The sequence below is a fragment of the Serratia sp. HRI genome, assembly GCF_010119335.3.
Lineage (GTDB): Bacteria > Pseudomonadota > Gammaproteobacteria > Enterobacterales > Enterobacteriaceae > Serratia > Serratia nevei.
In genome coordinates, this window is the sequence record NZ_CP083690.1 from 5,363,291 (window position 1) to 5,389,697 (window position 26,407).

A 26,407-nucleotide genomic window follows, 5' to 3' on the forward strand; every position below is an offset into this window, starting at 1 on the left:
GGGGCGCTAATGTTTCATTGTTGTTAAAATCGAAAGGCTTTCACGGCCAAGTGAAAGGTGGATTCATTCACATTTTGTTAACCTTCCAATGGGTTTTCTCCCTGCTGTCGCGGCATTTAGCGGCCCTCGCAGGCATAGGAATAACTGATAACCCTTGCACCATAATGGGGATTAAAAACATTTTTATTGTGCAAGCATCAGCTTCTTTCATTTTTGTGATGCAAATAAACAAAAAAATCGGATTGCGGCAGTCAAAGAAGGGCGTGGGAACGATTTTTATTACCGGCTATTGTCTGTGGCGATAAAAGGCGCTAGCCTGAATTTTCACCGTGTTTATTCATTAAAAATAAAGAGGGCCGAACATCATGCGCCTGTCTCTGGTATTTACTCATTGCCTGGAGAAAGTATTTCATCGCCACAGTGTGCCACCTATTTCCGTGGAAGAACGGCTGAGCGGGTTAAATAACGAGGTGCTTTCCTGGCAGGCGGTGTACTGTTTGCAAACGCCGGGCAACGAAACCCGCCATGAGTTGTGTTATCAACTCGACGGGCCGCTGGCGGAGTATATCAGCGTGCGCCAGGTGCAATCGGTGCCGAGCGGTTTTCCCTGTTATCGCGAGACCGACGAGAATTACCTGACGACCGAGCCGGGCTTATTTCCCGATCCGCTGATGCCGCTGCCGCAACGGCGTTTTTTCGCCGCCTGCCGCTATTATGGCAGCCTGTGGCTGACCCTGACGCCACCGGCCGACGCGCAACTGGCCGGCGACTTTCCGTTGACCCTGCGGCTGCTGGATGCCCAGAGCGGCGAGGCGCTGGCCGAGGCCAGGCTGACGCTGCATCTGGTGCCGGCGGCGTTGCCGCCGCAAACGCTGTTGCACACCGAGTGGCTGCACACCGACTGCCTGGCGGATTACTACCGTCTGGCGGTGTTCAGCCCGGATTACTGGCGCGCACTGCGCCACTTTGTGCGCTGCGCGGTGCATGCCGGGGTTAATATGCTGCTGACGCCGCTGTTTACGCCGCCGCTGGATACCGCCGTCGGCGGCGAACGTACCACGGTGCAGCTGGTGAGGGTGACGCGTTCGGCGCAGGGGTATGGCTTCGATTTCAGCCGCCTGGCGCAGTGGGTGGCGCTGGCGCAGGAAGAGGGCATAGAGCACTTCGAAATCGCGCCACTGTTTACCCAATGGGGCGCGGCGCATGCGCCGAAGATCGTGGTGGAGGAGCAGGGCGAGGCGCGACCGCTTTTCGGCTGGCACACCGATGCGCAGGGCGAACCGTATCAGCGTTTCCTGCAGGCGCTGCTGCCCGAATTGACCGCCTGGTTCCGCGAGCGGGGGCTGGAACGGCAGGTGTGGTTCCATGTTTCCGATGAGCCGACGCTGGACAACCTGGCGGCCTACCGGCGCGCCGCCGCCGCGCTGCGGCCGTTGCTGGACGGCTTCCGCACCTTCGACGCGCTGTCGGATTTCGCTTTCTATCAGCAAGGCCTGGTGGAAACCCCGGTCGCCGCGACCGATCATATCGATCCCTTTATCGAGCACCGGGTGCCCGGCCTGTGGGCCTATTACTGCTGCGTGCAGAAGACCGAGGTCGCCAATCGGTTCTTCGCCCAGCCTTCGGCGCGCAACCGCATATTGGGCGTGCAGCTGTATCTGTATCGCATCGCCGGCTTCCTGCATTGGGGATTCAACTTCTATAACAGCGCCCATTCGCGCGAGCGCATCAATCCGTACGCGGTGACCGACAGCGGCCATGCGTTTCCCTCCGGCGATCCGTTCGTGGTCTATCCGGGCGAGGATCTGCAGCCGGTGGAGTCGCTGCGCCTGCGGGTGCTGCACCAGGGGCTGCAGGATATGCGCGCGCTGCAGCTGCTGGAGAGTCTGACCGACCGGGCGACGGTGGAGGCGCTGATCGAACGCGAGCTGGGCATGCGCATCACCTTCAAGCGTTATCCGCACCAGGCCGGGCCGCTGCTGCGCCTGCGAGAAGTGGTGAACCGCCGCATCGAAGCGTTGCTGGCGCCGATGTGAGGGTCAATGGGGGCGAAAATGCGTCTTTCGCTCCCGAATCGCCATTACTTTGCTATACCTGATAGTCGATGGATTCATTTTATTGTCATGTAACTGACACGTCAGAGTCACGGCTCTGGCTTAAGTTTGCAGCGACTACGTCAGGAGATAACGCGATGTTCAGCCTGGATTCTCTGTTGCAAGATGCATTTCCACACCGCAATACCCCTGCCTGGCAGCGCAGCCTGCTAAGAACCCTTCTCTTCGAAAAAGAATTCAAACAGTTCGCCGCCGACTATCCCCACCTGAAAGGGCTCGATCTGATCGAGCAGGTGGTGGACTACTTCAACCTCAGCTGCGAGCTGGTGGACGGCGATCTGGAAAACATTCCGAGCCAGGGGCCGGTGGTGCTCGTGGCCAATCACCCGATCGGCTCGCTCGACGGCCTGGTGCTGCTGCGTGCCGTCGCGGCGGTGCGCCCGGATGTGAAAGTGGTGGCCAGCCAGCTGCTGACCTACATCGAACCGCTGCGCAACCTGTTCGTGCCGGTGGATAACGTCGCTTATAAAACCAGCCGCAAGCAGATTGAAGGCATGCAGCAGCAGCTGGACAATCAGGGCGCGCTGATCCTGTTCCCGGCCGGCGAAGTGTCGCGCATGAGCCCGAAGGGCATCCGCGACGGCCACTGGCATACCGGCTTTCTGCGCCTGGCCGCCAAGGCGCGCGCGCCGATCGTGCCGATCCACATCAGCGCGCGCAACAGCAACCTGTTCTACTTTACTTCGCTGATCTACCGGCCGCTGTCGACGCTGCTGCTGGTGCGCGAAATGTTCCAGCAGCGGGGCGGGCGCATCAAGATCCGCATCGGCGGCCGCGTGCCGTTCGCCAACTGGCATGACGGTCACACCAGCGCCAAAGATCTGGCGGAGCGTTTTCGCCGCCATGTGTATCGCCTGGGCCAGAGCAAACCGGGGCTGTTCGCCAGCGAATCGCCGATCGCGCTGCCGGAAGAGCGTTTGGAGCTGAAAAAGGCGCTGGCGAACTGCGAACGGTTGGGGGTGACGCCGGACGGTAAAACCATCTACCTCTACCGCCGCCACGACGAAGCACGCACGCCGATCCTGCGCGAACTGGGTCGCCTGCGCGAGATCGCCTTCCGTGCGGTAGGGGAAGGCTCCGGCCGCCGCCGCGATCTGGACAGCTACGACGACGACTATTATCACCTGGTGCTGTGGGATGAGGAGGAGCTGGAGATCGTCGGCGCCTATCGCTTTATCCCTACCGCCGAACAAATCGAACGCAAAGGGCTGGAAAGCATCTACAGCAACAGCCTGTTCCACTACGACCGCGATATGGAACCGATCCTGGCGCAGGGCATCGAGCTGGGGCGCAGCTTCATTCAGCCCGCCTATTGGGGCAAACGCGGGCTGGACTATTTGTGGCTGGGCATCGGCGCCTACCTGTCGAAATACCCGCAGTACCGTTATCTGTTCGGCCCGGTGTCGATCTCCGGCGGCATGCCGTTGGCGGCGCGCGATCTGCTGATCGCCTTCTATCGGCTCTACTTCTCGCCGGACCATGCCTTCGCGCAGTCGCGCCGGCCTTATCCGGCGTCGCTGCCGCAGGTGCTGGCGCAGTTTGCCGGGGATAACTACCAGGAAGATCTGGTGCGGCTGAAGAGCCTGCTCAGCAACATAGGCTGTTCGATTCCGACGCTGTACAAACAGTACACCGAGCTGTGCGAGCCGGGCGGGGTGCAGTTTATCGACTTCGGCACCGATCCGGCGTTCAACAACTGCATCGACGGGCTGGTGCTGGTGGACACCACGCGGCTCAAGCCGTCGCGCTATCAACGTTATATTGCGGTGCATCAGCCGCAGCCAGCCGAGACGGCATGATTGTAGTCTGACTCATGCCTTTTTGATCTAAGCACGACCTTGGGGCCGGTGACGGGATAGCGCTACGATAAACGTTTCGCTTTCCACCGCCGGAGCCTTGCATGCCACACTCCTTTATCCCGCCGTTATTGTCCGCCGATGAACCCTCTGCCGCCGCCGTTGAAATCCCGCATGGCAAAGCGCCATTTTTGCTGCTGTGCGATCACGCCGGCAAGACGATACCGCAATCCCTCGGCGATCTCGGCTTACCGCCAGGGGAGATCGAACGCCACATCGGCTGGGATATCGGCGCGCTGAGCGTGTCGCGCCATCTGAGCCGCCAGCTGGACGCGACGCTGATCCATCAGCGCTATTCGCGGTTGGTGATCGACTGCAACCGGGCGCCAGGCATCGCCAGCTCGATCCCGCACTTGTCCGAGCTGACGCCGATCCCCGGCAATATCGGTATCGACGCCGAACACGCGCTGGCGCGCGAGCGCGAGGTGTTTTTGCCGTATCACCACGCCATCGACGATCATTTGGGGCAACGCCAACTGCGTGAACTGCCGACGGCGGTGATCGCCATGCACAGCTTTACGCCGGTGTTCAAGGGGGAATCGCGCCCCTGGCAGGTGGGGCTGCTGTTTAACCGCTACCCGGAGTTTGCCCATCTGCTGGCCGAGCTGCTGCGTGAAGAAGGGGATTTGCAGGTGGGCATCAACGAACCTTATGCAATGACGGACGCCACCGACTATACGTTGCCGGTTCATGCTGAACGCCGCGGTTTGCCTTATGTCGGCATCGAAATTCGCCAGGATCTGATCGCCGACGAACGCGGGCAGCAGGCGTGGGCGAAACGTTTCGCGCGCCTGTTGCCACAGGCCTGGCAACGCTGGCAAATTTGACTTTAGGAATATTCCCAGAGATGATAACCGTAAGGAATACGTAAGACGTCATTAGAAAAAAAGTCAGGAGAGACGTGTGGAGCACAGCGATAACGGACTGTTTATCAAACGGGAGCGTTTTGAAGTTCTGGCGATTCTGCGTGAAATTTGCAAACAACGCACGCCGCTGCGCGTAGAAAATCAGCAGCACCGGTTTCAAAGTCTGTTATTGAGCGTCGGGCCGGACAATATCGTGTTTAGCGGTGAGGAAGCCGCGAGCGCCATCGACGGCGCCTGCACCATCGTGATTGAAAGCAACGACGCCAAAATCGAGTTTTCCGTCGGCCAGGCGGAGCTGACCGAACATCAGGGCGTCCAGGCCTGCTCGACCCGTCTGCCGCAGGAGCTGGTCTACATTCAGCGCCGTCGCCAGTTCCGCATCACCACGCCGCACTGGCGCCAATTCTTCTGCACCGGCGAATACCCGGACGGTACGCCTTATGAGCTGCGGATCCACGATCTGTCCGCCGGCGGCGTCGGTTTGCGCTTCGACGGCCCGCTGCCGGAATGCTTCCAGCCGGGCTTGCAGTTCAAGAAAGCGCTGCTGGATCTGGGCAGCTACGGCAGCTTCAAGGTCAACATGGAGCTGGTGGTGGTCAACGACGATCAGGAAACTGACGACAACGATCAGGTGGTGCACTTCTCGCGCCTGTCATGCCGCTTCCTCAAGCTGGGGCTGGCGATGGAGCGCAAAATTCAGAGCGCGGTGTTCGCCTTCGAGCTGGATTTCAACAAAAAGAAAAAACGCTGATCCTCTGTTCCGGCGCGCCGGGCTGGATGCCGCCCGGCCGCGCCGCCATTCTTTCCCCGTTCAGGGGACGTAAATAATCTCAAAGCTGGACGTATTGTCGTAGTAGGACTTTTTGCCGCCGTCGACGTAGATAATCTGCAAATCGTAGTGATACACCAGCTTCTTGTCCGGATGCAGGATCAGTTCCAGCACGGAAATCTTGACGTTAACCGATTGAACGGGGTGCTCCTTGTCCAGCTCAATGGTCTGGTTGTCGATGCTGACCAGCATGCGCTTGATCGGCCGCGGTCCGGCAGGATCGTAGGCGCCGGTGTCGCTGCGGAATTCCACGGTCTTATTGATGTCCGCCGGTGCGGATTGCTTGATGAAATCCGGCAGCCTGTTCTGGTATTTGGCGTCCAGCGCCAGCGCTACGGGCAGATTATCCGGGTTGAAGCCGGTGAATTGCACCGCCAGATACCCCTTGAGCAGCAGGTTTTGCGGCGACCGATCGAAGAAGGCATCCCAAATCAATCCAAATTGGCTGGCGGGCAGCGTGAATGAATCCACGATACCGCTCTGCAGATTGATCAGCGCGTTTTTTTCCTCCGTTTTACCGTCCGGCAGCCCCAGCAGCAGCGTCAGGGTGTCCGCGTTGGCGAACGGTGCCAGCTTGCCGTCCGGTTGCATCTGCGTGAACTGTGCGGTGGCGTCGCCGATGCGCGCCTGATTGACCTTGGGTGACAGGAAATAGTCGAACGTCACCTCGACATCGTTGAGCGAGGTTGCGTGCGGCGCTGCAGAAAACGAGATAGACAGCATCGGTTTGTCGTCATCGGCGGCGTTGGTCGCCAGCAGGAAAGTATCCGGCAGGTAATAAAGATAGTTTTTTCGTACATAGTCCTGATAGTAGTTGTACCACAGCTGCCCGAAGGCCAGCGGCGTGAGGATCAGCTGCAGGCGCGGCGGCGGCGGCAGGATGCCCTGATAGATATAGGGATAGTAGTTCTCGGCGAAGTAGAAGACTTTCGGCGAGGTGATGGTGTTGAGGAGCCCGTTATCGGTGACGATGGCGACCACCAGCGTGGTTTGCGAGTCATAATCCGACAGCGCTCGCAGCAGCGCGTCACGCTGTTCCAGGCGGTCCAGGTCGAGCTGGGCGCGGTAGCGGGTCGGCGGGACGTCCAGCAAAACCTGTTCGAAGATCATTTCTTCAATCTTGCCGAAAGTGCTGAAAGTCAGCACCACGTAAGGCACCTGCTGAACGGCGCGGCTGAGCGCGAAATCCACCGTCATATGCCAGCGCGTACCGTCACTGCTGGTGGCGATGCGATAGCGCGTCTCTCCCGAGACGACTTCGGTACAAACATCGGCCTGCAGTTCGTCGGCCACCGGCGCGGGCGCGGCGCGGTAGCGCAGACGGGGGGCTTCGGCGTCGGGAAACTGTTTGCGCGCGTTGTCCAAAATGACCTTGTTCAGCGTCACCAGATCATTGAGAAAGATATTCATAGCGATCCTCCAGGGAAGAAAGGCGTGCCAGATGTCTGAACTGGTTCAGGCAGGCGGAAGTCCAAAGAAAATGACCGTCGTGACGGCGATAGAGCGGGCTTTCGTCGTTGGTCGCCGGCAAGCGCCAGACGGCCAGCGCATCGATCGCCGGTGCAAGCTGCGGCACCCCTTGCCGCCTGGCGTATTCCAGCGTACTTAGCCACTCATGCGGGTGGGCATAATAGGGCGTTAACGCGTTGAGGCGGTTGTAATCGCCGTCGCTCCAGCTCACCGCCTGATTCAGCATTTGGATAATGCGCGGATAGGCCGGCGGCGGGCTGCCGTGAGCGGCGGTCAACGCATGGATTAAAATCAGCGCGTTGGTATTCACGCAGCAGTCCAGTTGCGTGATGTCGCCGTCGTCTTTCATCCAGGTGTGAAAGGCGTAACACTCGGCCCAGGGATAGGGCGTCGTCTTCAGCCGTCGTTCGACGCGCTGTACCTGATAAGCCTGCATCTGCGCCAGCGTCTGTCTGGCTTGCGCCAACGAGCGCCGATGAAATCGATACAAGAGCTCAGTGATAATGGCGGTATCGTCGATGTCAGCGTCGATCCGCTGGCCCGCCATCCAGGCGGGGTGCTTGCCGGCAGGCCAAAAATGGAAGTGGTGCGGGCGGCTCTCGCAACTGAGCAAGAAGTCGAGCGCGAGCTCGATATGGGGCGCGGTCTGGGCGGTATAATCCAGCGTGCGCAGCACCTGGGCGGTGACAAAAGCATTTTCATCCTTGTGCCAGCGGCCATCCGGCGTTCTGACATGAGAGGGAAAGGCGCCGCTGGCACACTGCTGCGCCAACAGCTCCGCCAACGGCAATGGCACAAGCGGTGCCGTTTCGCGCGCTTTGCATGGCAGGATTTCGAAATGTGCGTTTTGCGGGCTGAACGTGCAGCTGACGCTGTGATTGCCCTGGCGATCGCAGGAAAAGCCGACGACGTTGTACTGCAATGGAACCTGTTCGCTCACCGCGCGGTTAAGCAGCGGCATGGCTTGGCCATCGGGCGCCAGCAGCGCGGTGATACCGTCGAAAACGCGGCGGTTGTCGCCGAAAAAACTTGCCGCCATGGCAAACAGCGTAAAACTCTCCAGATTGCCGTCCGGCGCGTATCCCAGACTGAATCCGTAGGTGGTCGGGGGGAAGTCCCGCCTGTCCTGCTGCCGCAGCGCGCGGTCCAGCAGCGGCATCAGGGCGGAAAAACGGCTTTCTCCCTCGAACAGTCGCATGACGGCGAGGATATCGTCACGCGTGATCCGCGCACTGTGCCACTGGTAGTAATATTCGCGCGGAGAGTCGGCAGATTCCGGGTAATACCCCACCATCAGCAGCGTCAATCCCGCCGCGCGGCGGGCCTCGGCGGTGAGCGGCCCTTGCAAGCCATCGGGTGCGGCCGCCATGTCCGCGGGGGTTTCAACGTAGACCTTGGTTTTGATCGCGTCCGGGGCGTATTTTCGCCCCAGCCAGGCGCCGAAGCGCAGCGGCTGAACGCTTGCACATTGCATACGTCGCACCGCCTCCAGGCTGTTAGCGGGATCGGCGAGCGGGGCCGCGGTGATCGCCTCACAGTGTCGGACAAAGGCGCCGGCGCTGCGGCGCTGCGCATAGCGCGGTAAAAAGGGATCCAGCGTGCAGGCGAGCCCCTGCGGTTTGGCCGACGACACGGTGAACTCCAGCGGGCTGCCGTTATAACCGAGCAGGCTGGTGGTAAACGCAGCGGACAAACCGCCGGGCGTCGCCTTCGTCCGGCTGAAGCGGGCGACGTCCGGGGCCAGCGTGTTTTGCAAATGGGGCGCTTCCTTGCACAGGGCGTTGACCAGGGCGTTCCATGCCGCGGGTAACACTGCGTTGCGATCGATCATGGTGCTCACCTAAACCAGGTTGGGGATGACGATCGCCGGCGGGTTTTCGCTGCCGCTGCGTTCGACGGTTTCCCCGCCAACCAGGAAGTAGATCAGTGTGTAATTGACCGTCCAGGGGTTCTCCGTCATACAGCGGTATTTGAACGTTTGGCTCTCGTGCGCATCTTGGTTAAAGGTATATCTCTTGATCTTGCGGCTTCCTTTGTCATCCTGATAACTCAGCTCCACCATGACCTGGTTGCAGTTTTCCCAAGAGAATTTGCGATCGAGGAAGATACTTATCTCGTTGAAAGACAACACCGAACCGGGATCCATGTTCAGCAGCGTCGAGGCCGATTGGGACAGCGACTGATAGCTGCTGCTGCCTTCCCAGCCAGAGGCGGCGACGGACTTGAAGGCGAAATCACTGGTGATATGGAACAACTCGTTCTTATCGCTGCTGCGGGCGATGCGCTTGGTCCATGTACCGTCATCTTTGGTGAAAGGCGCGGCGGTATACACCTGGTGGTTGTAACGGATGTTGAAGGTGGTGGCCTTGATGCCATATTCCTCAAAGCTGTCCGGTCCGAGCACGGTCAAATCCAGCTGTTGGAAGAACGGATCGTTGACATTGACCTGGATAAAGTAGGGCGCAGTTTTCTGGGCGTGCAGAATATCGCTGCCGATAAAGTTTTGCGGCACGGCGGATTGGCTAAGGGCCTTCGACGAGGTGTAGTTGAAATTCAGGCTTTTGGTTTCCTCGATCCGCACCAGCTTGATCTCCAGCGAAGCGCTGGGGAACAGGCCGCCTTTGCCGGCTTCTTCGCCTTCTTTCTTGTCGCTGGCGATCAGCGAATCCAGAATAGCGTCTCTGGCGGATTTCGCCTGCGGGTTGCTGTCGTCGTTAGGTTTGAGCGTGGCGCTGAAAAAGCTTTTCAAGATCTCTTCCTTGACGAACTGCAGTGCCCACTCTTTCTCTTTGGCCTCTTCGTCGCCCGGCATGCTTTCGGTGACCTTGATCACCAGTTTCTGATCCTGCTGCAGTTTTTTGATGACGCTGTCGAAGCCCAGCCAGAAGCTGGCAGGCGTCTCAACCGGAATGGGAATGTTGGCGCCGAATTTCAGATCGAATTCTTTATAGATGCTTTCGAACTGTGCGGTCACTTCGACCTTCAGCGCCGGCGTGATGCCGGTGAAGCTGAGGTTATAGGCGACGGCGGCCGGCGCCTTGGCCTGGGTGAACGCGGCTTCGAGGATCACCGCCTGAGACGGCGTCAGCTTGGCGCTGAAAATGGCGCTGTTGTTGCCGAACAGGCTGGGGCAAGGGGCGCTGATCAGCTCGCCGTTGGTGGCGCCCGCGTCGAGCACGAAGAAGTTCACCGTGCCTTTATCATACGGCACCTGGGCCTTGCGGGCATTCTTGGGATCAACGTTCAGTTTGCGCAGATAGTCGTTGAAGGCACGGTTCAACACCGCTTCGTCGATCGCCGTATTGACCTCGAAGTTGATGTATCCCCCTTGCGGATCGCTGGCGTCGCCGGTGTATTTGAGCAGCGAAAACACCGGTTCGCCCGACTTCTGCGCAATGTGGATATCACCGGGCAGATACCAGAACTGGTTATCGTCTGAATCGTCGGCGAAGAAGGTGATGTTGTTGATGGTGGCGGTTTTGGCTCTGAGTAATAACATGGCGTTTCCTTAGTTAACTGAGGGTGGCGAGATCGAGAGCGTTGGCGTCGGTCGAGCACTGCACGTTTTCGGGCCGATCGCCGCCTTCGCCGGGTTGATAGGTAAACCAGATATCCAGTTCGACGCTCATCTGCTCCGGATCAAGCTGATCGGCGCTGAAACACCGCGGGGCGGCGTCGGATTCGGTAAATTGAAACACCTGCTGCAGCGTTTCCGCCGGCGTGCAGGCGTAGCTGGCGGAAACGATGACCATTTCCACCCGGCGCCAGTCCATGTCGGCCGACAGCGTCAGCACGCGCTGGCGATACAGGGTCGAGAACAGGTAGACGTCCTGGCCGGTCGGTTCTTGCAGCTCGGCGGAAATATGCGGTGAGTTGACGGCGGCGCTGTAGGTTTTGTTGACGTCGAATTGGTATTCGTCCGGCTCCGGCAGCATGACCGGGTAGTGGGCTCGCGGGCTGGTCTGGTCAAGTTGGAAGCTGCGCGACACGCTGCTGTTCGGCTGTTGACGGTGGCGATAGCGCAGCGTGACCAGCACGGATTGATAGCGCTGCCAGTCAAACTGTTGCGCTGCTTCGATCGCGAAATCATAGCGGCCGTAGAGCGACTCGACGTCCAGAAAGACGTCGCTCATCTCCGTTTGCAGGCTGCCGGAGCTGACCGAGGTCACGCCGCCTATCGACTGGTTGAAATATACGGTGAAGTCATACTCGACCGGCCACAGCATTTTTCCCGTTTTCGGGTCGAGCAGGCTGGGTTCCTTAAACTGCTTGGGCCCGAAGTCGTCCCGGGTAAATTTCAACTGTCGGCTGTTTGAGCCATAGCGCAACCGTGCCGTCACCAGCAGGATATTGGCGTCAAGCGCATCCGACAGCAGGCTGACCCGCACTTCGCGATAGGCGAAAAAGTCATCCTGAAGATCGCGTTTGACGATCGCGCGATCGGCCTGATAGTCCGTGCCGTTGACCAACTGGGCGAACAGGGCCTGCGGATAGAGCGAACGCTGCACGACGGTGGTTTCGCTGATCTTGCCGCTCAGGCGACGTTGATCGATGTTTTCCACCGAGACCTGTTGCAGATAAAAGCCGGCTTTGGGGCTTGTCTGCTGCGGTTCGTTGGCGATAACCGGCGTGAAGAACTGGCTGGTGAGGATCTGCGTCAGTTCGGCGGCCGCCTGCGCCATATGGCCGTCGGGATCGGTATCCCTGACTTTGACGGTGACGATTTTCTCGCTGATCAACTGGGTGGAAGTTTGCTCGATACCGACGGTAAAGATCAGCAGGTTAAAACCTATTGAGCGCTGCAGGTAACGGTAAACCTGGTCCCAGTTGGCCTCCAGCTCGAAGGTGGCCGGCGGCAGTTGCTGCAGGTAGTCGATTTTGTAACTGACGGCGATCGGCGTCGAGGCCGGCGTGCGCATCAGGCTCGCCAGCAGCAGGATATCGTCGTCGTCGTTCAGTTTGGCGGACAGGTAGCAATATTGCTGGTCGCTCAGCGAGGTTTTGCTGGTCTGCCCGGGGATAAGATCGGGGATATTCAGCGTCGCGCTGCAGGCGATGGCCTGCAGCGGCAATAAGATCGCATCGCGCGGCATGTCCGGGCTGGCGTCGGCGGCGCGTTGCGCCGCTTCGGGCGAACTGGCCAGCTGGGTCTGCAACGACAGCGTGGCGTAGTAGAGATCGTCCGGCTGGTTGAGGTTTCTGAAAATTTGCAGTTGGACATCGGGTTGATTGCCTGCGGCGACCTGCACGCTCGGCGCGGCGGCACAGTAGTAATACACGGGCCGATCCGGGTCAGCCCGAATAAAACAGATGTCTTGCATGATTACCTGATCGCGCATAGCGGCAACCCCACGTCATCGGAGAGGGAGCCGGAGCAAGGCGTGCTTGCTCCGGCGGAGACCGGCCGTCAGAAGGTCACGACCACGATGGTGCTGGTGCCCGTGATCGGCTTGGTGACGGTTTTCTCCTGGTTATCGCCGTAATAGACCGTGGCGGTGTAGCTGATCTGCGGCTCGTTGCCTTTCTCTTGCTGCATCAGGTTGAATGTCAGGTACTGCGTGAGTGACTTGGTGTCGAACTCGGTTAACGCAATGGGCTGCGTCTGCGAGAAGTCCCATTTCGGGTAGTTCACCGTCATCTCGAAGGTGATCAGCGAAACGTCTTTTTGCGACGGTTTGAAGATGATGGTGTACTTCTGCTGTTTCGGCAGGGCGTTGGCGATCAGGATCTGATTGCCACGTGTTTCGCCATAGCCCGGCAGCTGCGGGTTGCTTTCCACGCCCGGTGGGAGGTAGGTCAGGCTGTCGCCGCCCAGCGTATAGTAGTCGGCCGAATAGTAAAGCGGCTTTTCCACGTTGGTGCCGATCGGATAAATAAACGGCACCGGCGGGTTATTTTCTTTGATTACCTGGGAGTATTTCTTGAGCTGAACGCCGCGATCTTTGTCTTCGTACAGGGTCTTGACCACGACCTGGCTGAAGACCTCCCAGCCCAGCGGATTGAGCAGGGTGGAGATATCTGCGTAGACGATGCCGCTTTGCGCCGCGTTGATGGTCACCACCAGATCGTCTTTGACCAGGATCTCCCCAGACAGGTAAGGCTTGGCCTGCATGCCGGTGAAGTTGACGGTGTAATGATAACGGTAGGCACGGCCCAGTTCGGGTTTGATAAACCACTTGTCGGTTTTTTTCGGCCCCGGATCCTTCGGAGTAAAGGTCAGCGTGCTCTTGAGATCGTTGTCGTACACTGCGGTGACCACGATATTGGCGATGTCATACTTCGCCATGTCTTCGGTGACGAAGAACTCCGGCTGGATGTACTGATAGAACGGGTCGTGGAGATCGTACTCTTTGAAGTACTGATCCAAATCGGCTTCGCCGACGATTGAGCGTATCGACGGAAGCTGGGTCTGTGGGTAAATGGTGGAGGACACCACGGCGTTTTCTTCATATTCACGGGTGAAGCTCTGGGTTTGCGAGAGTTTGGACTCGAATTTGTCGAAGCCGTCGACGTCGTTCAGCAAATTGAGACTCATGTCGATGCCGGTTTGGCTGCTCAGGATCTGCTCGACCTGCTGTTGTCCCCAGTTCCGCAGACTTTCCTTCCATTTTTCATAGGCGCCGGACTCCATGCCCATCTCTTGTGCAGTCAATCCGATCCGGACGTCCACCTTGATCGCCTCCTTGGCGTAAAACTCCTGCTCGATCTTTTTCTCGTCGGCCGACCAGGTGTGACGGTTGATGGTTTGCGTCACCGACTTGGCCTGCTCGCTGTTGTAGGTGACGATCACCTTGGCCGCCGACATGGAGGCATCCAGAGAGAGGTCGAAGCGCACGCCGACGCTGGCGTTTTTATCGGTGCCTTTCAGCACCTGTTCAAACAGTGTGGCGCCTTCCCCGGTCAGCGACAGGCTGAACACGGTATTGTTGTCGCCGAGGCCGGAGGGGGACAGCGGCGTTGGGATCTGGCGATAGAACTTATCGTTGCCGTCGAGGATCAGCATGGCCTGCGCCGAGGTGTAGCGCGGCTGCATCAGTTCGATTTTCGCAGCGTCCGCCGGCATCAGTTCGCTGAGGAATTGATCGTCGCCCTTGTTGCCGTCGTAGAGCGCGACAAACCGGTTGAGCTGTTCATCGCTCAGGCCGGTATTCTTCTGCGCCTGGTCCATCTTGGTCTTCTTCTCGTTGTTTTCCGGGTCTGCTTCATAGCGCTGTTTCGCCTCGATGTAGGCGACAATGAGCTCGGATTTTTTATCCAGCGGGCCGTCTTTTCTGCCAAGGCCGTTATACAGCTGCAGGCGGATGCGGTCTTTCATTTCCGCATTCGGCTGCGGCAGCTGCACGGTGAATTGTGCGTAGCCGCCTTGCGTATCTTCGCTGCGGTATTTGTAAAACATAAAGCTCGGCGTATTGGTATCCCGTTTGGCAAACACCGGGATCTCCGGCACCACATAGAAGATATCCTTGCTGTCGCTGTCGCCGTAGCAGGTATACGCGTATTCCTTGACGCCCAAATACTCGGTGACGTCGATTTTTATCGATTGCTGCAAAGCGGTGGTTAACATAGGGCGGTCCTCTTGTTTATGTCACTTGTGGTATTGCAGTTTGATGGGGCCGGTGGTGGCCTGCAGGGGGCCGGAGTCGTAGTTTTTGGGGAATAGCGCCGCCGTTTTCCCTTGCCAGCGATAGTCCACCCGGCCGTTGAGGCCGGCGGCATGGGCGTTGATCCACCAGGTGGCCTGCCACTGCGCGGCGGAAAAGGCGAAGGTGAAGTTTTGTTTCTTGCCCTGGCCCGCCGGGAGATAGCTGGCGCTGCCGGAGATCGTTTTGAATTCGGACTTCAAAGACTCGGCGTCGAACAGCAGGCTATAGAAACCCACATCCTGCGGCGTCAGCGCGATGGCGTTCTGCCACGCCAGCCGGCTCTCGAAGCTGGTGTAATCGGCGAAGGTCACCTTGAGTGCGATATCGCTCACCGCCGCTGTCGTTTCCAGCGTCACTGGCGGGAAGCTGGGCCACGCCATCGGCGCCTGTTGATCTGCCCAGCGCAGCTCTATCGCCATGATATTGAAGACTTTCGGATCAAATCCCAGGCTGACGGTGCAGCGTTGAGGCTCGATCGGCTTATCCGGCCTGCTGGGTTCCGGCAGGGGCGTAGCGGTAAAGGAGATGATGCCGTCGGCCGGCAGCCGATTCAGCAGTTCGGCAATGTCGCGTTGCTGCTCCAGCAGATAGCGCTGGGGCACGGTGTCGTCGTATTCGATCTGGTAATTCAGCTTGTTGGGGATTTGTTCTGGCGACGAGATATTGCGTAGCGTGTTGGCGATCAGCAGTGAAGCGGTGTTTACCAACGCCTGGCGAACACGAGCTTGCGTCTGTTCTGAAGGCGCATTGTCGAACTGCGCTTGCACAATGACGACGCCGGCGTCGATTTGTTGGTTCAGCAGCCTGGCGATCGCTTCCGGTTGCCGCGCCTGCTCGTTGAAGGCCAGGGTGACAAACGCGACCCAATCGGCCTGCAAACGGGCATTGACGCGGCTGTCGACGCTGAATCGGCTGCGAGTGAGAAAATAGACCTGGTCTTTTGTTCCCTGGATCGCGCCCGCCAGCCGGCCAGACTCCTCATGGGTCAACGCCATTTTGGACTGTTCAAATTCGACGCTGTAGGCGGCAGCAGCCGGCCGCTGCGCGAAGTGCAGCCACAGCGATTGCTGGATCTCCTCCTGCTCCAGGGTGATGGTTTCCGGAGCGGGGACGAAATGGCGGCGGATATAGTCCTCGATCGCAGCCCTGTCGACCGGCAGCTTCGGTGCAATGAAGGTCGCCAGGCCGCCGCCTGGGCTGGTCAGCAAATGCAGCGAGCTGATCTTGCCGGCCGGCGTTTCCTGCACCACCTGCGGCGTGTAGTTGCCGTAGGTGTAACAGCCGCTGGGGCGCGTTTGGTCGTGAAATGCCAGCGCGCGGTCAAGAAGAAAGAAGTTTTGCAACGTACGTTGTGGATCCAATTCGTCGGTCATGGTGTATCACCCTTGATGTCGATCGTTTGGTCGCCGGTGACATAAGGCGACCAGGGGCCAGTGGGAGTCTTGTAGCGGAAGCCGGCGGCGAAAATGGAGGTGACGTTCCATTTGTAGACGAAGCTCGGCTGCGAATGCGTAAAAGTGCGGTCGCTGATGCGCTCGCTGTCCTGCGGCTGAAAACTCAGTACGGCGCTGAGCGACTGCGGCGGCAGCCGAACGGTGATCGTCGCCTGCTGTGCGCCGAACTGCGGAAAACTGTAGGCGCCGATGGTGGCGTTTTGCACGATCGGGGCGGGTAACGGGACGGCGCCGTCGCCGGAAAGCGAATAGGCGGTCGCCTCGGCAAAAGTCGGGGCGCCCAGGATCGGTGCGCTGAAATAGGGTGCCGATGCGCTGAGCGCCCATGTTTGGCGCCAGTCGGCGGAGTAATAGGGGCCGCCAAGTCGGCTTTGCAGGGCGAACGTTGGGTCGAGATACAGGGTCAGGAAGCGGCAAGGCAGCGCGGCGTAATCCAGCACCAGGTTATCCTCGTCGCAGCGACGTTGTTCGCCGGGCAACGTGCGGTAAACGCCGTCTTGCGGGTAATTCACGCGGATCTGGTAGAAAAACGGCTGTGCATCCAGCGCGCTGTTGTGAAACTTGAAGGTTAACCAGGTGCGGTCGGGGCGCAGCGCCAGCGTTTGCGTTTGCTCGATCGGGTAGATATTGCCGGGCGGTACGGTCAGCTGAATATCGAGCGTAACGCCGGATTGCAACCCCAGCGGGTAGGCGTAAAAGACATTGATCTCGCGCTCTCCCGCCGGCAGCGGCGGTGCGGTGGTGCGATGGATAATGGTATCGGGCGAAACTTTGGCGATCTGCTGCGCGGCGGCGAACGGATCCAACGTGAAGCAAAGTGGCCGCTGAGTCAGCGCGACATTGGCCAGATCGCACCGGGTCCGGCCGGCATGCGGGGGCGGCGTCAGAAGGATCTGCGCCACATTGCCGGCGGCGGGGCCGGCAGACGGCGCACCGTACAGGTTGTATAGCCGATCGAGCAAAGCCTGACTGAGCAACAGATCCCCGGCCGGATCGTTCGCCGGCGGCGGTGGGTCGATGTCGAGCGGCAAGCGGGTGAGGTTGCGGCTGAGGTAGAGGGTCAGCCCGTCGTAGGGAAAGACAATCCCGGTATCGCCCACGGTATGGGCACCTTCCACGCCGGCGGCCAGGGCCAGGATCAGCGCACGGGCATCAAATTCCACCCGGTAGGCCAGACGCGGCGATACGCCTTCGACGAAACCGTCCAGACGCGCGTTGAAGCCTATCGTCTCATCGAGCAGGGTGCGCTCGATCAACTGAGTGCTTGCCGCATTGAGCAGAATGATGAATTGACTGCACTGTGCCGAATACCAGGTGGTGTCGTAGTGCCGGCCGTACAGTTCGCTGTGGTAGTCGATGGGCACGTCGAATCCCAGGCTGCCCGGTAAGACCGGCAGCGCCTTCACCGCACAATCCGGATACTGTTGCTTGAATACCTGCAGGCTTTGTTCACCGGCGAACTGCAATTGCGTGGTGAAATTCAGCCAGCCGTAGAGGCTTTCGGTACTGTAGCTGCGCACGATATCCAGCGAGAAAGCCAACGGGTCGGCCGCCAGAATGCTGAGCGCCTGCGGATATAAATAATAGGCGTCGTTTTGCCGATACGCGGCGACGAAACGTTGATCATCGCAGATAATAATGCGCTGGAAGTCGGGGTAGCCTTCATACATGATATTATTCTTCCGCTGCATTGATCATATTGTGGTAATCCTGGCGCCACTCGGCAGGCAGCATTTTCAGCACGTTTTTAGGGCGTTGGTGATATTCGTCTTCATAGAGGTGTTGAACCAGCGCGTCACCGACCAGCATGCCGTTAGCATAAAAAGTACTGAGGGCGCATTGCGTTTTTTGCAGCGGAGAGTCAGCGCTGAGTTGCAGGTTATAGACGGTTAACTCACCGGACTGGAGAGAGAGGGCGGTAATTTCGCACTCACCGTGCCGAGTTTTAAGACGCATGCCTGAGGTCAATTCACGGGCGAGACAAATACCGTTTGCGGTGACGAAAGGGTGCCCCAGGCTGGCTTTTATGCGATATTCACCTGCCGCCTGGTCGCGGGCGGTAATATCAATGTAATGCTGCTCCTGCCCCGTGGTGATATTCTCAATGCGTCTGGGGTGGTTATTGCCGCAAATAACGAATTCATCTGCCGTGAGAGCATTGATCGGCTTTTCTGTCCCATCCTGCATTAAAATCAACGTATCCTCTGCCAGGCAGCCATAAATAATCTGCATCGGTTTGATTTGTACGGTATTGAGCAGGCGGCGATCCGGATCGCTTTCTTTTGGCGCGTTAGTAATAAAGGCGGCGATGCTGCGGCCTTCGACATCAAGCGTAATTTTAAAAACGTAATAAACCATCTCACCGGATTCAAAATCGACGCGGTTGAATTTCAGCCAGTCAAGATCCCAGGTGATGTTACTTCCGCTGATTCGGGTTGCGGCAGAATTAAAAATATTATAGCCGCCGTAAGGGGTGATCGGATCGCCGCCGGCGCGGGTGCGGATAAGATAAATGGTATTGCTGGCGTTGACCGGCTTGCCATTGCTGAGATCAATATTGCCAAAATAGGTGATGTTGCCTTTTATCGGCACTTTAACCGTGCCGTCCTGATCGTAGCCGGTGCGATAATCACAGTCGCCATCGTCACGCGTCAGGCAAATCTTGATCATGCGCTGGTTATACAGATTCCTCGGGGAATCGTTGATCATTTCTTTCGGGTAGCTTTGCGTCGTGACGATTTCGGCGCCGTAAACGGTTTGCTGGCCGACCGTTTGCGCGAAGGTATAGATCACCGTAACCGGAAAGCTGCCGCCGGTCTGGCTTTGCGGATAGTCACCGCTGGCACCGATGGTGCAGTCCGCCGTGTAAACGTAGTCGCTTTTGTATTCCACCTTGCCGACGTTATCGGCGCCGCCGTCGAACAGACCGAGGGTTTGCGTCACATTGGTCGCCTGAACCGGCAGAGAGCCGATGGCGTCGGTTTGATAACGTTTACCGTCGGTGGAATCCAGCCTGACGATGCTGTACACCGGCTGAGCGCCGCTGGTGTTGGCCTCGCTCATCCGGCCCGCGACCCGTTTGACGCGTTTCGTCTGCTGCCAGAGCTGGGTGAATTGCGGTGCGGCGGCGGCGGTGACGCCGGCCAGTTTTAATTGAATATCATAAAATTCGGTTAAAACCGGATCGCCTGGCTCGATAAGAAATACGCCGCTGTTCTCGTATCGGTCGATAACGTTTTTTACGATGCGTTTCTCATCTGACGTATAATCTTTTGCGAGCATAATATCGGCACCAATAAATTAATGGCATTGCCAGAGATGCACGCCATCATCATGGCGTGCCCATCGTTTTTAACAGGCGTTATTTGCAGGTTTCTTTACAGTAAGCGTAAATGGCGCTCAGGCAATCTGAAGATAAATACTGTTCGAACTCCGCATCGGTGGGTTCAATATCGACATCCAGCGTCATTGCGTAAAGCTCTTGAGCAAACATGTCTTTAGTGGCAGCGGGTTTGTTTTTAAAATAGGTTTTTATTTTGCCTTTGCTCACTTTTCGAATCCAGGCAAACTCACCGCCAATGGCCACTTTCCCGGTGAAAGTGAAGTCTTTACTGGTATAAACGCTGATGTCATTGGGGTAAACCTGATATCTTACCACCTGTTCCACACCGATATTCTGATTGGTTTCTTCCCAAGTTTCTCTTTTTATTACATTCAACGCAAAGTTTTTTCCATCGACCGGACCATCTCTAGCATCAGCGGTGCCGCCAAATAACATCGGGCAACCTCTGGCAAAACCTTCGTTCTTTAACCCTAATAGAATAAAATCGGAATTGCCGACAGCTTTGGGCGCGCTATCAAGAATGACATACTTTTTAATAGGCATAGTCAGATCCTTATACGCAGGATGGTATAAAAAGGAGGTGGTGAATCGCTTTGTCGCCGCGTTTTACTCACATTCAACAATAGCAATGACGCTTGAAAAAGCAACACATACATAAAAATAAATTAAGTGTTTATTCTTGCATAACAGATAATCAATAAAATCACGGCGTTGTAAAAGAGGGTGAATAGTTTAAGAAATCAAAAAAAACAGAATGTTTTTTGCGGTTTTTATTTTCTTATTGGCTTTAATTTTAATAAATCAATGTGTTGAGTGTGGTTATGATTTTAAATGGCTCTAATCATTAGTTGTTTAATCTTTTATATATAGTGAATTAATTTATCATTACTGTGCGCATCATTGACGGAGTAATAAATAAAATTCGCAGCGGAATGATTGCCACGGTGAGCAATCAAGACGGATGAGGCGGGGCAGCAGGCTGCCCCAGGTCAGGGTTTAGGTTAACGCCCGTAGGCTGCCGATCTCTTCCCAACCGAAATGCGCCGCTTCGGCCAGCACGTCGCACACTTCGCCGCCGGCGGCAACCACTGCCGCGTCGAGCGCGGCGCCGTGCAGCAGATGGCTCACCAGCAGTGCGGTGAACAGATCGCCGGTGCCTTTGACCGCCGATTTGACCTTCGGATGGGTAAAGCACTGCGCTTCCTGCCGGGTGACCAGCATTAAACCCACTTCGTCTTCGTGCTGTGCCACGCCCGGCGCGCTGGTGACCAGCACCCATTCGGTGGTGTCGTTCAACAGCGCCTGCGCGGCGTGTTGCGTCTGCTCCCGGCTGCTCAAAGAGCGGCCGCACAGCTGCTCCAGTTCGAAACCGTTCGGCGTCAGGCCGTTGGCCAGCCGCAGGAACGGCGAGCGATAGCAGTTGACGATGCGCTCATCCACGTAGATCCCTTCGCCGTAATCGCCCATCACCGGATCGATATAGATCTTTATCTGCGGATTGAGGGCGCGCACCCGCTGCAGCCAGTTGGCCAGAATATGGCACTGCATCACGTCGCCCAGATACCCGACGATCACCGCCCGGGTGCGTTTCATCACGCCGCGGGCGATCAGATCGTCGAGAAAGCCGCCGAACCACTCGCCGGAGATGACGCCACCGTGCGGTTTGCCGTAATAGGGCGGGCAGCCGAACAGCACGCTGGGCACCTGCAGCGCTTCCAGCCCCTTTTTCAGCAGGGCGCGGTAGGCGATACCGTTGCCGACGCTGCCGTAGACCACCTGAGATTGAATGCTGATCACGTCGATGGACGGTGACCGTAAGGGTGAAGTCTGTTGCATGAGTTACATCCTTGGTTCGTTATTATCCAGCCAGCGGGCGAACACCTGCCGCGCACGCTGTTCCAGCTGTGTGCCGTGGCGCGCCGCCTGTTCACGCAGGCTTTGGGGCGCGACGCCGGCCAGTTCCAGCTCGCAGGCATGGCCAATCAGCCAGCGTTCGATATCGCGATGATCTGCCTCCAGATGGAACTGCAGGCCGAGCGCAAACCCCTGATAGTCGAAGGCCTGATGCGGGCAAACCGCCGTGCCGGCCAGGCAGCGGGCGCCCTCCGGGATCGTGAACATATCGCCGTGCCAATGCAGCACCGGCGTATCGGCCAGCGGCGCCAGCGGCGAGTCGTCTTGTGCCGCTAGCGTGGTCAGCGGGGCGAAGCCGATCTCTTTGACGCCGAGCGAGATCACGTCGGCGCCCAGCGCCTGGGCGATCACCTGAGCGCCGAGACACACCCCGAGGGTTGGCCGCCGCTGCGCCAGGCGCTGTTTGACCAGCGCCAATTCATGATCGAGAAAATCATAGCGCAGCGCACCGGAAAAGTGCTGGGCAGCGCTGATCGGCCCGCCGAGCACCACCAACAGATCGGTGTCTTCATTATTGATAGCACGAATATCATCGCGGCCGGCATCGTAATAGTCGATCTGATAGCCACGCAGCGAGAGCAGGGAACCGAGGATGCCCAGGTTTTCAAAATTGACGTGTCGAATGGCGACGGCTTTTTTCATTGTTTAACCTCGTGAGCGTGGGTGAACGGCGTCAGCGCCAGCGACTCGCCCAGCACGGTGATGCCTTGCGCGCCGCTCTGATAGACGATGCGGCGTTCGCTGACCCGGCTGAGCTGCACCTGATAACCCTGTGCGGCCGGGAACAGCGCGCACGCCTGCTCCAGCTGATCGGCGGCCCAGGGGGTGAACATCTCCAGGCGGGCAAAGGCTTTTCCTGCATACTGAATGTCGAGCACGTAATGTTTATCCATGGAACCCCTTACTTTTGGCCGCGGAAGCTGCTAACCTTGTTTGAACTAGTACAAAAGGATTTATGTATGACTTCATTGTATGCAAAAGGCGGCGGCGCTGTCCAGATTGCCGAGCAGATCGCCGCACGCATCAAAGGCGGCACGCTGCGGCCGGGTGAGCTGCTGCCACCGGTACGCCAGCTGGCGGCGGAGCTGGAGGTCAATGCGAATACTGTCGCCAGCGCATACGCCCGATTGCGCGATGCCGGTCTGGTGGCAACGCGTGGACGGGCGGGAACGGTGGTGCTGGAACCGCCGTTGGCGGCGGTGAGTGCGGCCTATACGCCGCGCCAGGTGCCGGCGGGAATGTGCGATCTGGCCAGCGGCAATCTGGATGCCGCCCTGTTGCCGGCGTTGGCGCTGGGCGCGGCGGAGGGATTCCCGCAACAAAACGGCTATGACATCAGCGGCGATCTCCCGGTACTGACCGGCCTGGGGCGCGAGTGGCTCGGCCGCCAGGGCGTTAGCCTGGGGGAGCCTGCGGTATTCTCCGGCGCGCTTGACGCGATGGAAAAGGCGCTGCGCTGCCATATGCAGCCGGGCGCGGCGGTGTGGGTGGAAGATCCCTGCTGGCCGCCGCTATTGACGCTGCTGCGCCACCTGCGTTTGCGGCCGCTGCCGCTGGCGATGGATGAGCAGGGATGCCGGTTGCCGGAAAGCGGAGCGGCTGGCGCGGTGATCCTGACGCCGCGCGCCCACAATCCGACCGGCGCCTTGCTTTCTGCGCAACGCGCGCAGCAGTGGCGGCGTTTTCTCAGCGCTAATCCGCAGTGTCTGGCGATCGTCGACGATTTCTGGGGGCCGCTGTCGCAGCAGCCGCTGCATCTGCCGTTCGACGGCGATCGCGGCCTGTACGTGCTGTCGCTGAGTAAGTTTCTCAGCCCGGATCTGCGCATCGCGCTGGCCTGCGGCAACCCGACGTTGCTGCAGGCGATGCGCGCCGATCAGTACATCAGCGAACGCTGGGTCAGCCATATCTTGCAGCAGATTGCCGCCAGACTGTGGGGGCAGGCCTTGCAGGAGGGGCAGCTGCAGCGGGCGCAACAGGCGTATCAAGCCAGAAGGGATGAGCTGGTGCGACGGCTCAACGCGCTGAATCACACGGCGCTGGCGGTGGGTGAAGGGCTACATCTGTGGTTGCCGGTGCGGTCGGAAACCGCCGCCGCGCAGCTGATGGCGCAGCGGGGGTGGCTGGTGCAGGGCGGCGAACCTTTCCGCCTGAAGGGCGACCCTGCGATCCGCGTCAGCCTGGCCAACGTCGTGCCGGCGCAGCTGGCGCCGCTGGCGCAGGATCTGGCCGACGCCATGCGTGCCAGCGCGGCGATCAACTAGGCCGGCGTCAGGCTCTCCTCCGCCAGCAGCTGCAGTGAGGTGAGCCGGGCGCTCGGTTCGCCGATCGGCGTGTCGATGATGAACTCGTCCACGCCGTAGCGCTGCTGCAGCTGCGCCAGTTGCTGATGCACCTGCGGCGCAGTGCCGAGCAGGATATGGCTTTCTCTTGGTTCGATGCGGTAGTCGGTGGCGCCGGCCTGCTGCACGAAACTCTCCGCCTGCGCCAGGCTGCCGACGGTCACACTCTGCTCACCGGCGACGTGCACGCGGTATTGCTGAATATCCGCCGCCAGCGCCGCGGCCTGTTCCTCGCTTGGCGCCGCGATCGCCGCCACCGCCAGCAGCGCCTTGCGGCCGCCGCTCAGTGCGGTGTAGAGCGCCAGCGCCTCGCGGATATCCTGCGGATTGCCGTTCAGATGCGCGGCGAACACGAAGGCCCAGCCGGATTCGGCCGCCAGCGTCGCGCTCTCTTTGCTGGCGCCGAGCAGAAAGCGCTGGGCGGCGTGCGGCGGCAGCGGCGTGGCGCTCAGTCCCGGCTCGGCGTCGTCGTTCAGATAGGCGGTCAGCTGCGACAGCTGCTGTGGAAAGGCCGGTTTGTTTTGTCGGTCATGGGCGGCCTGCAACGCCTGGGTGGCGAGCGGCAGCCCGCCGGGCGCTTTGCCCACCCCGAGATCAACGCGCCCCGGCGCCAGCGCCGCCAGCAGGTTAAAGTTTTCGGCCACCTTGTAGGCGCTGTAGTGTTGCAGCATCACGCCGCCGGAGCCGATGCGAATGCGCGACGTCTGGCCGAGCAGGTAGCCGATCAGCACTTCCGGCGACGGGCAGGCGAGCTGCGGCGTGTTGTGGTGCTCCGCCAGCCAGAAACGCCGATAGCCCCAGCGTTCCGCCTGTTGCGCCAGATGCAGCGTGCGCGCCAGCGCCTGGGCGGCGCTTTCCCCGTCGGCGATCGGACTCTTTTCCAATATGCTCAAGGCATAAGCCATTTTCCCGCTCCTTTCCTCATCAGATATGCCTGACAAATACCATGCGGGCGGCGCTTGCCTTAATACTGATTGGCGATAGGATATTCCATTGATCCAAAACGGATTTGGATATGCGCAGAACGGTAAAGCGCCGCGATGTTATCCCTCGAGCCAGGCCTTCAGACGAATGGCGTCACGGTAGTGGCCGTAGCGCGGCTGCGCGCCGAGCAGGATCATCACCACCGATTGTCCTTTGATGGTGGTGCGCATCACCAGGCAGTGGCCGGCCTCGTCGGTAAAGCCGGTTTTCTGCAGCTGAATCTGCCAGGCCGGGTTATTGATCAGGCCGTTGGAGCTGCGGTAGACCAGCTGGCCGCGGCCGGGGCGCACGATCTGCTGCTTGTCGGTGCTGAAGCGGCGAATCGACGGGTAGCGATAGGCGTGATTGACCATCTTGAGCAGATCGTTGGCGGTCGCCACATTACGCGGCGTCAGCCCGGTCGGATCGTAGAAGCGGCTGCGTTTCATGCCGATGGCGCGCGCTTTCTGGTTCATTTTCGCCACGAAGGCTTTGCGCCCGCCGGGATAGCTGCGGCTCAGCGCCGCAGCGGCGCGGTTCTCCGAAGACATCAGGGCGATGTGCAGCATGTCGCGGCGGCTGAGTACCGAGCCGATGGTCAGGCGCGAGTGGGTTTTCTTCAGCAGGTCGCGATCGGCGGCGGTGACCTTGAGCGGGCTGCCCATCGGGCGTTTGCTGTCCAGGGCGACCATGGCGGTCATCAGTTTGGTGAGCGAGGCGATCGGCAGCACGCGGTTCGGCTGCTTCTGATAGAGCGTCTTTCCGGTGCGTTGATTGACGACCAGCACCGACTTGGCATTCAGTACCCGCGGCGGCGTGGCGGCATGCACGGGCGCCAAAACGAACAGCAGGCTGAACAGGAGGGCGGCGCCGAAGCGCCGGACGGGCAGACGGAGAAAAGCGTGAGATAAAAGCATAACGGCGGAAATAGTGACCCTAAGTGATTAAAAAACATCAAAAGAGTCTGCCCGGCAAATGTGAAGGAAATAGGGCGATAATCGCTCAAACTGTTACAACAATCCCTTCTGCTGTAGCGTGAAGCGGGTGGCCTCGTTCAAATCGTAGTCCCCCAGGCGCTCGCGCGGCACCCAGGCGTAGTCGTCAAACTCGTCGTTGATCGTCACGTCGCGGTTGGCGGCATGGCAGTCGAAAATCAGGTAAATCATATAGATTTGCTCGCGGCTGCCGTCGGCGTAGGTTTTGATGCGCACGTCGTCGCGGAAGGTCCAGGGCGTGATGCTGTCGAGGATCAGCGCGGCGCCCAGCTCTTCGCGCACTTCGCGCCGCAGCGCCTGTTCGATCTGCTCACCCGGCTCGACGCCGCCGCCGGACAGTGCCCACTGGCCGGGGAATACGCCCTTGTGGGCGGCCATCTTGCACAGCAGGAAGGCGTTATCGTTTTCAATCAGCGGGCAGACAATGATGCGTTGGCGCATGGAAGACTCCTGTCAAAAAACAAACCCGCAGGGTAGCAGGTTTGGCGGCGCGGGGCAGCGAGACAGGTCGCGTTCTACGCGGCGGCGGGAAATCTGATTGGCGCTTGCTATACCACCGGCTTTGTCTTCTTCAACGGGAAATCAATCGCCGATGTTAATAAGTATCAATTAGTATGA

General features: G+C 59.0%; 20 protein-coding genes. 5 read left to right on the forward strand and 15 right to left on the reverse strand.

Annotation, left to right across the window (positions count from 1 at the left end):
- Positions 1-365 precede the first annotated feature (365 nt).
- The 4 genes from GF111_RS25740 to GF111_RS25755 all read left to right on the forward strand — a co-directional run bounded on the left by GF111_RS25740 (position 366) and on the right by GF111_RS25755 (position 5,587).
- Positions 366-2,036, forward strand: coding sequence for a DUF4091 domain-containing protein (locus GF111_RS25740; protein WP_085819461.1), 1,671 nt, complete (start codon positions 366-368; stop codon positions 2,034-2,036).
- 155 nt (positions 2,037-2,191) lie between these two features.
- Positions 2,192-3,913 carry an ornithine lipid synthase OlsF gene (gene olsF, locus GF111_RS25745; RefSeq protein WP_038880245.1) on the forward strand — a complete coding sequence of 574 codons (1,722 nt, stop codon included), beginning with the start codon at positions 2,192-2,194 and terminating at the stop codon, positions 3,911-3,913.
- 101 nt (positions 3,914-4,014) lie between these two features.
- Positions 4,015-4,797 carry an N-formylglutamate amidohydrolase gene (locus GF111_RS25750; protein WP_038880241.1) on the forward strand — a complete coding sequence of 261 codons (783 nt, stop codon included), beginning with the start codon at positions 4,015-4,017 and terminating at the stop codon, positions 4,795-4,797.
- 76 nt (positions 4,798-4,873) lie between these two features.
- Positions 4,874-5,587, forward strand: a complete 714-nt coding sequence (locus GF111_RS25755; protein ID WP_038880238.1) for a flagellar brake protein — start codon at positions 4,874-4,876, stop codon at positions 5,585-5,587.
- Between the two features lie 60 nt (positions 5,588-5,647).
- Here the strand turns inward: GF111_RS25755 and GF111_RS25760 are convergent, their stop codons facing one another.
- From GF111_RS25760 to GF111_RS25815, 12 genes are all read right to left on the reverse strand, one after another.
- Positions 5,648-7,075 carry a hypothetical protein gene (locus tag GF111_RS25760; protein ID WP_055313274.1) on the reverse strand — a complete coding sequence of 476 codons (1,428 nt, stop codon included), beginning with the start codon at positions 7,073-7,075 and terminating at the stop codon, positions 5,648-5,650.
- Positions 7,056-8,966 carry a hypothetical protein gene (locus tag GF111_RS25765; RefSeq protein ID WP_147190891.1) on the reverse strand — a complete coding sequence of 637 codons (1,911 nt, stop codon included), beginning with the start codon at positions 8,964-8,966 and terminating at the stop codon, positions 7,056-7,058. The genes GF111_RS25760 and GF111_RS25765 overlap by 20 nt, the downstream gene beginning before the upstream one ends.
- A gap of 9 nt (positions 8,967-8,975) precedes the next feature.
- Positions 8,976-10,634, reverse strand: coding sequence for a hypothetical protein (locus tag GF111_RS25770; RefSeq protein ID WP_147190893.1), 1,659 nt, complete (start codon positions 10,632-10,634; stop codon positions 8,976-8,978).
- A gap of 13 nt (positions 10,635-10,647) precedes the next feature.
- Positions 10,648-12,414, reverse strand: coding sequence for a hypothetical protein (locus GF111_RS25775; protein WP_224217782.1), 1,767 nt, complete (start codon positions 12,412-12,414; stop codon positions 10,648-10,650).
- A gap of 128 nt (positions 12,415-12,542) precedes the next feature.
- Positions 12,543-14,699 carry a hypothetical protein gene (locus GF111_RS25780; RefSeq protein ID WP_055313373.1) on the reverse strand — a complete coding sequence of 719 codons (2,157 nt, stop codon included), beginning with the start codon at positions 14,697-14,699 and terminating at the stop codon, positions 12,543-12,545.
- A 21-nt stretch (positions 14,700-14,720) separates the two neighbouring features.
- Positions 14,721-16,151 carry a hypothetical protein gene (locus GF111_RS25785; protein ID WP_055313376.1) on the reverse strand — a complete coding sequence of 477 codons (1,431 nt, stop codon included), beginning with the start codon at positions 16,149-16,151 and terminating at the stop codon, positions 14,721-14,723.
- Positions 16,148-17,902 carry a hypothetical protein gene (locus GF111_RS25790; RefSeq protein ID WP_147190895.1) on the reverse strand — a complete coding sequence of 585 codons (1,755 nt, stop codon included), beginning with the start codon at positions 17,900-17,902 and terminating at the stop codon, positions 16,148-16,150. Before GF111_RS25790 ends, GF111_RS25785 begins: the two co-directional genes overlap by 4 nt.
- A gap of 4 nt (positions 17,903-17,906) precedes the next feature.
- The gene (locus GF111_RS25795; protein WP_147190898.1) at positions 17,907-19,514 is read right to left on the reverse strand and encodes a hypothetical protein; all 1,608 of its coding nucleotides are present in this window, start codon (positions 19,512-19,514) and stop codon (positions 17,907-17,909) included.
- 79 nt (positions 19,515-19,593) lie between these two features.
- The gene (locus GF111_RS25800; RefSeq protein WP_055313380.1) at positions 19,594-20,118 is read right to left on the reverse strand and encodes a hypothetical protein; all 525 of its coding nucleotides are present in this window, start codon (positions 20,116-20,118) and stop codon (positions 19,594-19,596) included.
- 453 nt (positions 20,119-20,571) lie between these two features.
- Positions 20,572-21,411, reverse strand: coding sequence for a pyridoxal kinase (gene pdxY / locus GF111_RS25805; RefSeq protein WP_055315530.1), 840 nt, complete (start codon positions 21,409-21,411; stop codon positions 20,572-20,574).
- Positions 21,412-21,414: 3 nt separating this feature from the next.
- Positions 21,415-22,131: a glutamine amidotransferase gene (locus GF111_RS25810; RefSeq protein ID WP_048234074.1), complete on the reverse strand. Its 717-nt coding sequence runs from the start codon at positions 22,129-22,131 to the stop codon at positions 21,415-21,417.
- Positions 22,128-22,382 carry a hypothetical protein gene (locus tag GF111_RS25815; protein ID WP_048234072.1) on the reverse strand — a complete coding sequence of 85 codons (255 nt, stop codon included), beginning with the start codon at positions 22,380-22,382 and terminating at the stop codon, positions 22,128-22,130. Before GF111_RS25815 ends, GF111_RS25810 begins: the two co-directional genes overlap by 4 nt.
- Before the next feature lie 66 nt (positions 22,383-22,448).
- Here GF111_RS25815 and GF111_RS25820 point away from each other — a divergent pair, with 66 nt between their 5' ends.
- The gene (locus GF111_RS25820) at positions 22,449-23,753 is read left to right on the forward strand and encodes an aminotransferase class I/II-fold pyridoxal phosphate-dependent enzyme (protein ID WP_055313266.1); all 1,305 of its coding nucleotides are present in this window, start codon (positions 22,449-22,451) and stop codon (positions 23,751-23,753) included.
- Here GF111_RS25820 and GF111_RS25825 read toward each other — a convergent pair.
- From GF111_RS25825 to nudI, 3 genes are all read right to left on the reverse strand, one after another.
- Complete coding sequence (locus tag GF111_RS25825) at positions 23,750-24,736, reverse strand: LLM class flavin-dependent oxidoreductase (RefSeq protein WP_038880224.1); 987 nt, start codon at positions 24,734-24,736, stop codon at positions 23,750-23,752. The two genes, GF111_RS25820 and GF111_RS25825, sit on opposite strands and share 4 nt — an antisense overlap.
- Positions 24,737-24,874: 138 nt before the next feature.
- On the reverse strand, positions 24,875-25,711 hold the full coding sequence (pbpG, locus tag GF111_RS25830) for a D-alanyl-D-alanine endopeptidase (protein WP_147190446.1): 837 nt from the start codon (positions 25,709-25,711) through the stop codon (positions 24,875-24,877).
- A gap of 93 nt (positions 25,712-25,804) precedes the next feature.
- Positions 25,805-26,230, reverse strand: a complete 426-nt coding sequence (gene nudI, locus GF111_RS25835) for a nucleoside triphosphatase NudI (protein WP_110611802.1) — start codon at positions 26,228-26,230, stop codon at positions 25,805-25,807.
- Positions 26,231-26,407 lie beyond the last annotated feature (177 nt).